This is a genomic window from Paenibacillus sp. O199 (assembly GCF_001636635.1).
GTDB classification, from domain to species: Bacteria; Bacillota; Bacilli; order Paenibacillales; family Paenibacillaceae; genus Paenibacillus; species Paenibacillus marchantiae.
In genome coordinates, this window is the sequence record NZ_LGRP01000010.1 from 71700 (window position 1) to 85655 (window position 13956).

12 protein-coding genes are annotated in these 13956 nt (G+C 46.6%); 5 read left to right on the top strand and 7 right to left on the bottom strand.

Annotated features, from left to right (window positions below; genetic code table 11):
- The first annotated feature begins 202 nt into the window (after window positions 1-202).
- Both A6049_RS17095 and A6049_RS17100 read left to right on the top strand, forming a co-directional pair.
- On the top strand, window positions 203-760 hold the full coding sequence (locus A6049_RS17095) for a class I SAM-dependent methyltransferase (protein ID WP_063565826.1): 558 nt from the start codon (window positions 203-205) through the stop codon (window positions 758-760).
- Between the two features lie 27 nt (window positions 761-787).
- Window positions 788-1366: a hypothetical protein gene (locus tag A6049_RS17100; protein WP_063565827.1), complete on the top strand. Its 579-nt coding sequence runs from the start codon at window positions 788-790 to the stop codon at window positions 1364-1366.
- 245 nt (window positions 1367-1611) lie between these two features.
- Here A6049_RS17100 and A6049_RS17105 read toward each other — a convergent pair whose 3' ends face one another.
- The 4 genes from A6049_RS17105 to A6049_RS17120 all read right to left on the bottom strand — a co-directional run bounded on the left by A6049_RS17105 (window position 1612) and on the right by A6049_RS17120 (window position 7019).
- Entirely contained in the window at window positions 1612-3429 is a 1818-nt protein-coding gene (locus tag A6049_RS17105; protein WP_240321480.1) for an AbfB domain-containing protein, read from the bottom strand.
- Window positions 3430-3716: 287 nt separating this feature from the next.
- On the bottom strand, window positions 3717-5162 hold the full coding sequence (locus A6049_RS17110) for a DEAD/DEAH box helicase (protein WP_063565829.1): 1446 nt from the start codon (window positions 5160-5162) through the stop codon (window positions 3717-3719).
- Between the two features lie 193 nt (window positions 5163-5355).
- Window positions 5356-6309: an SDR family NAD(P)-dependent oxidoreductase gene (locus A6049_RS17115; protein WP_063565830.1), complete on the bottom strand. Its 954-nt coding sequence runs from the start codon at window positions 6307-6309 to the stop codon at window positions 5356-5358.
- 98 nt (window positions 6310-6407) lie between these two features.
- A complete protein-coding gene (locus A6049_RS17120) occupies window positions 6408-7019 on the bottom strand; it encodes a TetR/AcrR family transcriptional regulator (protein ID WP_063565831.1) in 612 nt (203 codons plus the stop codon).
- Window positions 7020-7324: 305 nt separating this feature from the next.
- Here A6049_RS17120 and A6049_RS33755 point away from each other — a divergent pair, with 305 nt between their 5' ends.
- The 3 genes from A6049_RS33755 (at window position 7325) to A6049_RS17135 (ending at window position 9252) form a co-directional block, all read left to right on the top strand.
- The gene (locus A6049_RS33755; RefSeq protein ID WP_157258564.1) at window positions 7325-7465 is read left to right on the top strand and encodes a hypothetical protein; all 141 of its coding nucleotides are present in this window, start codon (window positions 7325-7327) and stop codon (window positions 7463-7465) included.
- 125 nt (window positions 7466-7590) lie between these two features.
- Entirely contained in the window at window positions 7591-8529 is a 939-nt protein-coding gene (locus A6049_RS17130; protein WP_063565833.1) for a macrolide 2'-phosphotransferase, read from the top strand.
- A 36-nt stretch (window positions 8530-8565) separates the two neighbouring features.
- Entirely contained in the window at window positions 8566-9252 is a 687-nt protein-coding gene (locus A6049_RS17135) for a hypothetical protein (RefSeq protein ID WP_063565834.1), read from the top strand.
- Between the two features lie 118 nt (window positions 9253-9370).
- Here A6049_RS17135 and A6049_RS17140 read toward each other — a convergent pair whose 3' ends face one another.
- From A6049_RS17140 to A6049_RS17150, 3 genes are all read right to left on the bottom strand, one after another.
- On the bottom strand, window positions 9371-11656 hold the full coding sequence (locus A6049_RS17140; RefSeq protein WP_063565835.1) for a 5'-nucleotidase C-terminal domain-containing protein: 2286 nt from the start codon (window positions 11654-11656) through the stop codon (window positions 9371-9373).
- Window positions 11657-11835: 179 nt separating this feature from the next.
- The gene (locus tag A6049_RS17145) at window positions 11836-12879 is read right to left on the bottom strand and encodes an NAD(P)/FAD-dependent oxidoreductase (protein WP_063565836.1); all 1044 of its coding nucleotides are present in this window, start codon (window positions 12877-12879) and stop codon (window positions 11836-11838) included.
- A 34-nt stretch (window positions 12880-12913) separates the two neighbouring features.
- Window positions 12914-13888: an ABC transporter substrate-binding protein gene (locus A6049_RS17150; RefSeq protein WP_063565837.1), complete on the bottom strand. Its 975-nt coding sequence runs from the start codon at window positions 13886-13888 to the stop codon at window positions 12914-12916.
- Window positions 13889-13956: the final 68 nt, after the last annotated feature.

Below are 13956 nucleotides of genomic sequence, written 5' to 3' on the forward strand. Positions count from 1 at the left end.
AGGAGTAATCCGGTAGGCTCTTTTTTTGTTTGTGGATATTTCTACGTTTTTAACCCACAGTTTTCGCAAGGTTTGTCCTTCCGGAATATGATATAGCATGCCAAGGTCGCAAATCTTCATTATTCTTCATGATTTCATCGACTGCTTCTACAGATTTGAATTCTATACTGATCTCAGAAATCAACTTAGGGGGTCGGACAGCATGGAGTGGTTATCTTTTTTGAAGCAATACATCCAGGGTCCCAGATGGATTGGGGCGATTGCCCCCAGCTCAAAATATCTAGCAGTGAAAATGGTGAAAGACATCGCATTTGACCGTGCATCATGCATTGTGGAGTATGGGCCGGGCACGGGGGTGTTTACGGAAATGCTGCTTGCGAACATGCAGCCAGGGACGGTTCTGATCCTGATTGAAAACAACGCCCGCTTCTGCCGGCTGCTTCGCAAAAAGTACGGTCATCTTCCGAATGTACACATCATTCACGATTCTGCCGTGCATGTCGATCAGCACATGCAACAATATGGACTGGACAAGATTGATTACATTGTATCCGGACTGCCTTTTGCGAGTCTGCCTGCGGAGGTATCACTGGACATTTTAGCTAAATCAAGGCAATATTTGAAGAAAGATGGCAAGTTCATTACTTTTCAGTACACGTTACTCAAACGGGGATTGCTCAAGCAATTTTTCGAAAACGTAAGCATGACAAGGGTGTACCGTAACCTGCCGCCCGCTTATGTATTCAGCTGTAGTCGATAACAAGAACGCACAGGATGGAGGATGATTTTGCGTAAATTAAATTATATCATCGGAACAGTTACTCTGATGTCTATCATAATGATGGGGTGTAACGAGTCCAAAAAAACCGAAAATATTCAAGAGCCAGCTCCATCTTCAACTAGTCAGTTGAGTATATTGACGAACCAAAAGGCATCGGCCCAGGAAGAGCAGCAGGCTCTTGAAATGACCTTGGATTATAAAAAGGCGGAGTTTGCAGTGGATAACACGAAGGGTGAAGAATTATTAACCGTAGAAAATGTGCTAGCCAAGAAAGAGATTTTGAAGCCCTTCCTGACTGAACGGAATCTTGAAAGAAATAGTATGGGTTTACCATTCCAGGTGGCAGACAAAGAAGATGCGTCACTGCATGCTAAAGATATAAAAGCGAAGATGAAAGAAAGTAAAAATGATTGGATGCTTGTGGAGTACACACTGAATTTAGTATTTACGAATTATGATGGAGAAGAAACGAAGACCATTCCGTTAGAAGGGGAGATTACCTTTTTACAGGAACAAGGAGAATGGCGTATTCAGGACGACACATACAATATGAAAGAAATCTTGGATATCGTCAATAAGCTATAATAATTCATTTAGAGTCTGTGAGTCCTGTGCGTTGAGTACTCCCCATTGCATATTTCCTCGAGAATCGGCATCAGGCTCTGCCCCCCTGAGTGTTAAGGAATACTTTACCTAGATACGCCCCTTCAAGTAGGTACACACCAATCATAAATTTTATAAAGCAAAAGAGGCCACGTCTTCAGTATGAGTTCTGAAGAAGCGGCCTTTTTTCGAGATGTGGATGCTCATTCTCATCTCCGATCGCTAAACTAAAAATCGGTTCGCCCAAACGTGGCGTCACCCTTCACCGTTGTGCTGCTGGAAGCATTGATGGCATCCAGCTGCAATACGTAGTCGTAATGTCGGATGTAATATCCGGGCTGGCTATACGACTGGAGGGATACTTTGGAGCTGTCAGCCCAGCCGGGGCTGCTCAGGAATGTGGCATCTCCTTTATAGGTGGCGGTATCCGTGTATGCCTCAAGTACGATTTTGTTGCTGGCGTTGCGCTTCAGGAAGTAGCCAGGAAAGTTGATAGACTCCAGTGAGATGTCTGTAGAGCTGGCCAAGCCGGGTACGACGCGGAACTGGGAATCCAGTACAGGTGAGACGTTGGTGTCGATCCGTGCAGTGAAGTTGGAATGACGGATGTACCGATCCGGATAATTGAAGGAGCTGAAACGGCTGTAATTCGTCGCATCAGGTGTTGCTGGGCCTAACATTTTGACCTCATGCAGGGTTGGGGTGTACCAGTTACCCGGATTGTTCCACAGGACAGCGTTGACCATATTGATACGTACATACCGGGCGGTAAAATGAACAGCGTCGGTCGTAAACCCATAGGTGGTGTTGCTGGTTCGATCCAGCGTGGAGTAGTTGACGCCATCGTTGCTGATCTCAATTTTGTACTTATAATAGCCTTCCGATCCTTTATACATAAACCAGGAGATATCGATCTCTGTGATGGTCTTCGGTGCACCGAAATCGACCTGCCACCAAGCTGGCCAAGTACTGGACGATGCTGCCCAAGAAGTCTGATAGTTGCCGTCATTGACATTGGATGCAGATGAGCCGGAGGCTGTGGAGATGGCGGTAGCTGTTTTGCCTTGGGCGTGATTAACAAGAGAAGGTGGCGTTACCGTGCCTGTTACAGCATCGATATTCCACTCTTTGTACCATTCCAGTGAGGCGGTTCCGTTTGAATCGTTCAAGGTTAAAGGAAGCCAGATATGCTTATGTTCACCGAGATTAAGTGGATTCCAGCGGTCGCCCATATAAATATAGGATGTGGTGTTGCTGCCTGTAATGGTGGCAATATCATGGATCTGGGAGCCGAAGGCCGATGGATTGCCATAAGGTGTAAGAGCGGACCACGTGCCTGTCATGGACGATGCGGTTGCATACGCTCCCTGATTCGGATACCAGCCAGCAGCCTGGGAGGTGAAGAGGTAGTAACGATTTCCTTTTTTCACAACGGCAGGAGCTTCGCGATAGGCATTCTCGAATTGCCAACCCACAAAGGATTCCACACCGGTATAGCTGGCGTTCATTTTGAAAATAGCCATGGTATCATTGGCCCCGCCATTCTTGCGGGAAGCTGTGATCAGATAGCCTGTACCGTCTGTATCTACGAAAACAGTCATGTCGCGTGACTCGTAATCCAAAGGCCGAAAACTTCCCTCATACGTGAATTTACCGTTTGGTGTGCTGCTGGTTGCTACCGCGACCCGCCCCAAATTGTAGTCCGTGCCGTTCTCATAATGCGCCCATAGCACATACTGTTTCGTGGAGGCATTGTAGATGACTTTGGGACGTTCAATTTTGCTGGAGGCTAGCTCGGTGGCCGAATCCTTGGTCAGTATGGCATTGCTGAACGTCCAGTTCTTCAGATCGGTTGAAGTATAGACATTAACGCTGTCAAACTTACCGCTGACCGCATGCTCTCCGTACCAATAATACGTGCTGCCGACTTTCAGAATGTTTCCGCTATTGGCCTGAATGGGGTTGCCTGCGGTATCCAGCCAATCGGAACCGTTGGTGATGGTCACGCTTGCCGCGCTGGTCCGTTCTGGAAGAACACCAAACATGGTTAGCGTGAGCGCGAAGACCAGAAACCAGACTGCTTTCCTGTTGCCCATTACGTACACCTCCTAATATCGGTCCTTTGTGAAGCGTTTACATATTTAGTGTAATAAAAATGGAATCTTGTACAAGTGAACAATGTGTACCCTGATGAACAAATGGAACTTTATCCTGAATATAGCGGCGATAGCGAGTCATTTACCTCATTCAATATATAAAAAAGGGATCGTAGACTTATAAAATAAGCTACTATCCCTTTTGGAATAACACTCTATTTAAACGGGTTCAAAATCTATTTATGACCTTTGCGAACCTTGAGCTGCATCTTCTTAATCGTTGTATTCTGCATGAGCTCCAGTACGAGTGGGCCTTTGCCGTTCAGGATCTCTACATCCGTCACATTATCCAGAATCGTAATGATCCCGATGTCGTCTGCAGTGACGCCTTCAAGCTTGGCGATGGTGCCTACAAAGTCTACCGCACGGAGTTTCTTTTTCTTACCTCCGTTGAAGTTCAACTTCATGATCTGTTGGTTCAACTGTTCACGCTTGTCCTTTTTGCGTTCAGGCACGATCTTCAAACGCTTCTCGAACTCTTCCCGACGACGGTCAACAGCTTCCTCGGAAGGAGCTTTCACGACAGGAATGGCAAATCCGATATACGATTCGATCTCTGCCAGACGTCTGCCATCCTTCGGGGTAACCAAGGTAAAGGCTTTACCTGTTTTACCAGCGCGACCCGTACGACCTGTACGGTGCACATAGCCTTCTTTTTCCAAAGGAATATCGTAGTTGATGACATGGGTAATATTCGTGATATCAATCCCGCGTGCGGCTACATCCGTTGCAATCAGATAACGGAATTGTCCTCTTCTGAATGCATTCATCACTTCGATGCGCTCATCTTGTTCCATGCCTCCGTGGATACGATCGGCTGGATAATCGAGGTCAGCCATGACACGGAACAGTTTATCCACGTTCTCCTGCGTACGACAGAACACGATACAGCTATCTGGATTTTCAACAATAAACAGGTCCTGAAGCAGCGCCGTTTTGTTCACCTCTGGCACGTGAATTACTGCATGTTCAATCGTGGCTGTGGTAAGACCACTTGCCTTGATCTCAATCTCGACCGGATTGTTCATGTATTTGCGCGACAGCTTGGCTACATCTTCAGGGAACGTAGCGGAAAATAACATCGTCACTCGCTCACTAGGCAGTGCTTGAATAATGGATTGTACCGTCTCGATGAAGCCCATATTCAGCATCTCATCGGCTTCGTCAATGACAAGGTATGAGATCCGATCCAGTGGCAGGGTGCCACGTTCGATATGGTCCAATACCCGTCCAGGTGTACCTACAGCGACATGTGTTCTTTGTTTTAACTCGGCTTTCTGAACATGAAAAGGGGACTGACCGTATAATGCGGTTGCTTTAATACGCTTAAAGCGTCCGATATTGGTAATGTCTTCGTTCACTTGCAAAGCCAGCTCGCGGGTTGGCGTGAGAATCAAAGCCTGCGGTTTATTTTCGTTCCAATCTACCAGCTCACAGACTGGAATGCCGTAGGCGGCTGTTTTTCCGCTGCCTGTTTGTGATTTGACCACAAGATCTTTATTTTCAAGGGCTACTGGAATAACTTTAGTTTGAACCTCAGTTGGGGTTTCATAGCCCAGGCTATCCAGCGCTTTTACAATTTCTTCGCCAAGTCCATAATCTTTAAATTGTTGCTTACTCATCGTTAACCTCTTTTACGTTAGTTTTGAATACAAGAGCATATTGCATAATTCCTTAAAGCGACTTGTACACGGGAGCGTTTGGAATCGAATTATGCAATATGCTTATGTACAAGCATTGCACCGTACATTTATCGTATACCTCTTCATTATACTCTATATGCAGGTGGGTTAACGGAGTAATTCACAATGATGTTTAAATCGTATGATGCAAACCAACTCTTTCTGAACTCCAGTCCCATAATTCTACGGCACGTTCGGGGCTGTAGGATTCCTCGGAAGAAGGGATTTTCTTCGGTCCATCCCAGTACGTTCCCTTCAATTCGCTTAAAGGTTGATGTAATACGAGACTTGCAAGGTCAGTTCCAGATTGCTTAGTGGTGCGTATGCCAGCATTAAAGAAACGCATCAGAGGCATTACATAATTCCACATGAAACGAAGGAGCGGGCGATACTCTCTGGCGAGAGCGGAACCTTTGCCAGGCATCATCCCAGGATTAAATGCAGCGACTGCAACAGTTCTTCCAGATTGTTGGACTTGGCGGGCGAGTTCATAGGTGAAATACAAATTGCATAACTTCGATGTTGTATAACGTAGTTGTCCCCGGGCAGAAGGAGAGAGGGAGGCGAGTAATTGATCGGACTTGGCAGGGTCAGACATGATATCGGGATGAGCATAGCGAGGAGCGGGCATACCAGTTTTGGCTCCGGGATCATGCGTGTCACTGGATACAACGATGATTCGGCCCTGTTCCTGAAGCGACTCAAGCAGCAAGCGGACGAGCAGGAAATGCCCCAGATGGTTTACGCCAAAGGTTGCCTCGACACCATCCGTAGTGGATTGTGTATTTTGCACAAATTGAGACCCAGCATTGCAAACGATGGCATAGAGAGGTGGAAGATCGGTTTGTATATATAGCGCTGCAAGTTTCCTTATGGATGTCGTTGAAGCCAAATCTAGCTCCATAGCCGAGATATTGGAATTGCCGGTAGATTGGATCAAAGTCTGCACCGCAGCGTTTCCTCTACTTAGGCTGCGAGAAGCAATAACGACATGCCACTTCTGAGATGAAGCGATCACTTTGGCACATTCGTATCCAAGGCCGGTATTACCGCCTGTAATAATCACTGTTTTATTGGGTTTACTCATGGATTACACTCCCTTGATTGATTTTATATTAGATACGATACTGTATCGTATCGTTATTTGTCAATAAAAAGGTCCTGCTAATCATAGCGGGACCTAAATCATTTGGGTTGTATTCCGTTTAAAATCATATCAATACCGCGTTTCAGTTCGTTATCCAGATCGGATGAAGTCGGTTTGAGCAAGAGTTGATACATAATAAAGCCGATTATAAAATCAGACACCAGATCCAGATCTGTATCATGACGTAGTTTTTCTTTCGGGATATAACGTTCAAGCAGATTGGAGATTTCCTTGGTCTTCGGCAGTGAATGGTTTTCCCAATACGACTCTGAAATCTGTGAACTGCCAGATAGGGTTGAAATCAGCAATGAGAGCATCTGCTTCCCAAGCGGATTGTTCATCTGATGAGCAAAACTTTGGGCCATTTCGTACAACACTTCATGTAGTTCGCCTTGTACAGCTGTGCTGAACTCCGGCTTGACACGTTCCAGTGCATCCACGACCAGCGCTTCCTTGCTGCTCCAACGCCGATAGATTGAGCTTTTACCTACGCCTGCGAGCTGTGCGACAGACTCCATACTCAGTTTCTCCACACCTACTTCGCCAAGTAAGGTTAGTGTGGCATCCAGTATGCGTTTGTGAACTTCTGTACTCCTTGGTCGACCTCGAGAAATGGGATTCTCTTGATCTGGGGGTTGTTTAGCGTCCATGCGAATCCTTCCCCGTTCCTTATAAGATTATTTCGTTATTATAACATATCACCTGTTTAATCTTGTGTTAATGGATGATCATCTTCAGAGCCTTAGTCTGAGGAGGATAAGATTTGGCGATAAACTCACCTGTCCACACTTCAACTCTGCGTCCAACCAATGTCCCATCCAAAGGGACAGTTACGGTTTCTGAGTCAACAAAGTTCCTACACATCGCTGAAAAAATAACAAAAAACCACCATTTAAGCTGGAATCAAAAAATGGAATATGTTAACATATGGTTAACTTACGGGACGGAGGGATACGTGTGGCAAATTTTATCCGATGGAGATAGTATGGCGAAACGTTTGTTTGCGCTTGCTGTGTTTCTGCCTGTGTGCAGCTCATCGGGATCGGTTTGCCTATTTACACGTATGCCGCTAGTCATTAAAGAAACACTCGTTTAGAGTGGTTCTTTAGTGTACTACTATTTTTCTGCGAGCATTCAGGTACACCCAATATCCGAAATGAACTGCACAGGCATGGATGTCTGTGTTTTTTTATTTTATTGAGGTAAAGGGGAAATCCTGAAATGACAAAAACGAACGTGAATGAGCAGTTTGAATTTCAAAAGGAACTAAAATCTTTAGCTGCACAGAACGGGCTTCATATTGCTGAGGAATCCATGAAAATTAACGAGTCAGGTATGGACTTTCGGGTAGCGTTTGCCACCGATGGACAGGGACAACAGTGGATACTGCGCCAGCCACGGCGTGAGGATGTATGGGAGCGGGCTGAAAATGAGCGCAAGGTGCTGGAGGTTGTAAAAAGCCATCTTCCGGTAGAGGTACCGGAGTGGCGGATTTGTACGCCGGAACTGATCGCTTATCCTTTACTTGATGGAGAACCGATTGCGGTCGTAGATCCGGCAGGGGGAGGGTACGCATGGCGATTTCCACAGGAAAGCTTATCCGATGATTTCTTCGATTCGCTCGCTGCTACCCTTGCCGCATTGCACAACATTGATCCTGATGAGGCGGTAAAGGGCGGAGTGCGCAGCAAGACGCCTACAGAAGCTCGTAAAGCTTTTGCAGCCAATATTGAGGGGATTAAACAAAGCTTTGAGGTGCCAGATCAACTGGCCAAGCGTTGGGAAGCTTGGCTGACAACGGACAGCTATTGGCCTGAGCACTCCACGTTCAACCACGGTGATCTGCATCCGCCGCACATTATCGTCGACGATGCCCAGCGTGTTACTGGACTTATTGATTGGACTGAGGCGGAGATTGCCGATCCCGGCAAGGATTTTGTTATCTATTATGCACTCTTCGAAGAGGAAGGCTTGCGGGATTTGCTCAATCGCTATGAGAAGGCAGGGGGAAGGGTGTGGCCTCGGATGTTGGAGCATATTCGAGAACAGTGGGCGGCATACCCGGCAATTGTGGCACAGTTTGCGTTAATCACTGGGGAAGAATCCAATATGGAAATGGCGAGAGGCATGCTTGCAAGCTGGGATGTCAAGAGGGATTAATATAAGGTGAGAAAACGCTAGGGAGGAGAAGGATGCGTGACACAACTTCGTGTAATGTGTTGGTTGTTTGCAATCACGTTAACAGTCGGTCTATTGGGTTGCTCGGCCCCTTTTTCTAACTCGGATGATATTGAATTAGATGTTCTCTCCCAAGAACGGTTACAGGAACTAAGGGAGGACTACCCATTATCGCCACAGTCTCTCGTGACTCCATGGATGAAAAAAGTGACCTTTAGAGAGATCACGGACTCCTCAGATGCAGTTGTTGTGGCAGAGGTTGTGAGCGTTCTGCCGAATCTCAGTATGGTGTTGACCACTGAATCAGATACACCTGAACGCAAAATGGCAGAAAAGCAGGAGAATACGGGAATGACTCCCTACGAAGCTGAGTTCGTCTCTTACAAAGTAAAGGTGCACGAAGTGATTGTAGGAGGAGATGTAGCCAAGGAGACATTTCTGTTCTATAACGCAGCGTTTGCGGCGCTCGAGCCTAAACTTATGCCTGGTCAGAGAATAGTTACAGCGATCAATAAGGGAGTAGGGTCCGAGCAACATGGAGGTTATTTCTTCTCTCGTTATGGTATGTACTATATCGTCAATGGGGATTATGTCCTTTCTGCCTATGAGGGGTTCTCCAACGAGGCGCTTGAATTCACCAAACAAACGAATGGAATCAGGCTGGAGCAGTTTGTGAAAAGGGTGCGAAGCTTAGCGCTGGAGTAAGTGAACACGTAACATACGGCTCTAAAATCCAAAAAAAGTAAAAGACCTCTTCCACATGCATTGTGGAGGAGGTCTTTCTTATGAATAGATTAATTACCTAAAGTCGTCAATTGGAAGTCTATTTCAGCATAGTTACGTATTTTCCGTAGACATAAGCTACGCGTCCATCCAGTTTCACTTTGACCCAGCCATACTTATCTGTACTGATTACTTCAAGGACGGTGCCTTTCGGTACGGCAGTAACTACTTTGGCTTTGGATGAAGCGCTGGAGCGCATGTTCAGGTAGGCCGCAGTAACCTTGGCTTGTTTACCTTTAACGACTGTACCTGGTTTACTTGTACCTGGTGATGTCGATGGTTTTCCAGGTTTCGATGTGTCTGGTTTCGGTACTGTTGGTGTCGTCGGCTTCTCAGGTGTAGTAGTCTCTTCCTCACCACTGCCAGTGGACGCCTTACGAGCTTTATTCAGCTCTTGATAGAACTCACCTTTGGTTTTCACGCCAGAGAATTTCGCGATACTTACGTTCGCTTTGGAGGCAAGTGTGGTCATTTCTTCTTGAGTCACCGTATCCAAAATGTTAATGGACGCAATATTGGTATACTTGCCATCTTCCGTTGTAGGAACAGACATGATGCCAGCATTAATTAGCTCTACGATATCTGCACGTGCAGGTGCTGTCAGATCAACACCGGTGATTTTCCAGTTGTGCTGGATTTTCGGTTCGTAAACGCCCTTCATCACGTCTTTGAGATAAGCAATGGACAGATTACGGATCGTACCTTGAATCTCGCCAAATGCTGAAGCATCCTTGGAGGACCATAATTGCTTGAACTTACGTCCTTCCAGTGCCCCACCTTTGGCAATCAGGGCTTCCATCCGGTAGGCATTCATGCCGAGCTTGAGCGTATCGTCTTCTTTAACCACTTTGCCATTACTGTATTTTAGGTTCGTAATCCGACTGCCGTAAGGCTTGGTCAGGTCAATCTCATACGTCACTCCGCCGAAGAAATCGTCGGTGCTGTATTTGGAAGCACGTCGTTTCGGATCAAAACTGATCGTCACATCACCAGGACGTGTGGAGTTAAAATAACCCGCAGACCATTCCATGTAATCCTTCAGATCACGTCCGGTCACTTCATATACCGTTACTTCACCAAAGGTATATTGGTAGTTGAACGCGATATCCTTTTTCTTGATCGGTCCGACATCCAACTTGGCCTTATCGTTATCAATCTGGTGCGCGACAACGTCGGCATCGCTATAATGCAGCATGACTTCAGTGAAGAAGTCTGAGAGTGGTGTCTCCTGAATCTGCACAGCAGGAATACCTTTGATCTCATCTGCTGGCACCAGGTTGGTTCCTTTTAGTTCAGCTACTTCAATGTTGGCATCAGCACGAGCGAACTCATGGAACGGATGCAGTGTATCTTCCAGTCCGGGATCGGACACTTCATAAGAGCCATCAGCTGCTTTTACAGCGAGTGCTTGAGCTTCCTTGCTTTTCAGTACAACCTTGTCGCCTTCTTTGGCAAACGTGAGGTCAATCCGTGAAATATGTGAACCATATTTGTTCGGCTCGGAGATTAATACGCCGTTAACCGTTTGGGATTCAATCAGGGTATGCATGTGTCCGGCAAAAATGGCAGCCAGCTCCGGGTTGGCATTGGCGATATCCGTGACCCCGGTGCCCGGGTTCCCGTTCTCGTTATCCAGTCCCATATGCATGAGTCCAACCATGACATCCACTTTGCCTTTCAGCTCAGCGATGGCCTTCTTGGTCTCTTCTACAGGATCTTTGACAATGATGCCATTCAGGTGATCCGTACCTTTCTCGAACTCCGTAATCATAGGTGTGTTCATTCCGATGACACCAACCTTGATACCATCTTTCTCAATAATCGTATAAGCAGGCATGTAGCGGTCGCCGTTTTCTTTGAAAATGTTACCTACCAAGGGTTGTCCCTTGAACTGTGAGGAAATCTTCTCTAATACGTCCAATCCAAAGTTAAATTCATGATTTCCCATAACCCATGCGTCATATTTCATTTCGTTCATTGCGACCATCATGGGAGATTGAGGTTGATCGTTGAACAGTTCAGCCGAGTTGTCCTGAATCATGTCGCCTGCATCCAGCAGAATCGTATTCGGATTCTCAGCACGTACTTTTTTTACAATCGTGTACAACTGCGTCATGCTGCCTGTTGGATTCGGACCGTCCAGGGCATAGTCCCACGGCATAAATCGGCCATGAATGTCTGATGTTCCCAGCAACGTAATCTTGGTTTCCTTGTCTGCTTCAGCAGCCTGAGCCGGAGTGGAGGCAAAAGGTGCGAAGAGGATGGAGGCACATAAGAGGAATGATAAGGGCCATCCGGCGTAACGTTTTGGCGAAAATTTGCGCATGTTGTAATCTCCCTTGTTATCTAATGTTATGTAAAGATATGTGTTATTGGAGTTAATACTAGATAAACATTTGGTAAATGTAAACCACAAAATGACAAATAAAAGAGACCACTCTGGATCATTCCATGGAAATTCCATAGGGAGTGATCAGAGTGGTCTCTACACGTCTCTTTATATGTTTAAATTTCTTCCTCAACCATACCCAAAGCCCGGTTTTTCTCTTTGAACAGCTCATTGTGTGAAGATACATATGCCATTAGTGAAGCATCTGGTTGTATATATCGCTTAGCACTGTTTAGTGCGAGAATACCGCTGGTAAAAGTGCCTGCCAGTAATTCAACTTTACTATCATAGGCTACAAAATCGCCTGCAGCGAATACACCGGGAACGTTGGTCGTCATCTCGGCTCCCACCTCCAGGTTCCACTCACCGAGATCCAGACCCCAATTCCGGATGGAACCATAATTGCACTTCATGCCGTGATTGACGATGACCGCATCAACCTCCAACTGCTCTCGCTCTGACGTCTCAGTATGGAGGAGGGATACACGATCAATTTGTGTCCCGTCGCTGCTGTGGAGCGCTTCAATGGTATAGGGTGTCCGAACCTGGACGGAGGAGTTCTTCATCATCGTAACACTTCGCTCCAGACCGCCAAAATGATCCCGGCGATGAACGATCGTTACGCTGCTGGCAATGGACTGCAACTCATTGGCCCAGTCCACAGCGGAATCTCCTCCGCCCGAAATTAGTACCCGCTGATCCCGGAATCGTTCTAACTCCTGAACCGTGTAGTGCAGGTTGGTCACCTCGAAGCGATCTGCTCCTTCAATCTCAAGCTTGACGTTCTGGCGCTCGCCATAGCCAATGGCCAGAATAACGGTCCTGGTCAGATGTTGCTGACCGTGATCAGCGGTGAGCAGGATGGTTCCATCTTCCTGACGCTCCATGCCGACAATCCGCTGGCCGAGCACAATCGTCGGATCAAATGTGTGGGCTTGTCCAATCAACTGGGCAATAAGTTGTTCCCCACGAATTGGGGGCATGGCCCCAACATCCCATATCATTTTCTCAGGATAGGTCAGGACTCTTCCGCCCAGTTCATCCTGTGCTTCTATGACCTTGGTCTTCAGTTCTCTCATTCCGCTATAAAAAGCCGTGTATAACCCGGCGGGTCCTCCGCCGATGATGGTCACATCATATCGTTCAAGTGAATCTTTCATCGCTAACCTCCATGATTCGTTGGGCAGAAACCCTTTATTTTTTGAGCATCACAGGAAGTTGTTTGATCAGTTCTTCCCTCGCCAGCGGATCTGTTGATATACCTAACCCACCATTCACGAAATATACTTTACCGGCTTTGATAGCGGGTAGTTGGCTCCATACGGGACCCTTGGTCATGTTCTCAACTTCCTTCAATTCTTCGTCACTGTAATACACAATGAAAATTCGGTCTCCGGCAATTTCGGGCAGCTGTTCGGTGGAAATATCGGCATAGCCATAGTCATCCGGGTTATCAATCATTTTCTGAATCGCTGTGGTTGGCTTGAATCCATCCTTGTTATAGACAAAACCGGTCAGGTAACTGGTCGTGTACACACTCAATCTTTTCTGGCCAATCATGTATTGAAATACGGATGCCGTCTCGTCCTTCTGAATGGTGCCATCCTGCTGCAGTGCGGTCCACATCTTCACAATCTCAGCTTCATGACGTGCGAGAAATTCTTCAGGCAGTTGCTTGTTGCCGAGCCACTCGCCCAGTCGCTTGATCCGATCAGGCATAGGGTCCCATTCATTGGTCAGGATAACCGGAGCGATCTTGGAGAGCGTCTCATTCTGCTTTTGGTCGGGAGTTGATGTAATAATCAGATCGGGCTGAAGTTCCACAATCTTCTCCGGACTTGGCGGCCAGCCGATATCTGCAACATCTTTCAGTTCGTCTTTATACGTCGCGTATTGCAGACCTTGCTGTACCACACCTACAGGCTTGATACCAAAAATTAATAGATCCCCAACGGTGTTGTCTGTATATACGATACGTTTGGGCGCTATGGGAATCTCCACCTGGTTACCATAGGCATCGGTCGCCATTTGGGTTCCTTTTTCCTCAGTTTGGCTGGTGGTCTGTGCTGTATTACTTGTTGAATCGGCTGTTTTACCGCAAGCTGTTGCTACCAATACAATCAAACATAAGGTGAGCAACGTGGTGAATCTCGACATTTTGTGTATCATGAATATCCCCCTGTATGGTTAAACATTTACTGATAATCATTATCAATAAACCAAGTGTAATGCGGTTC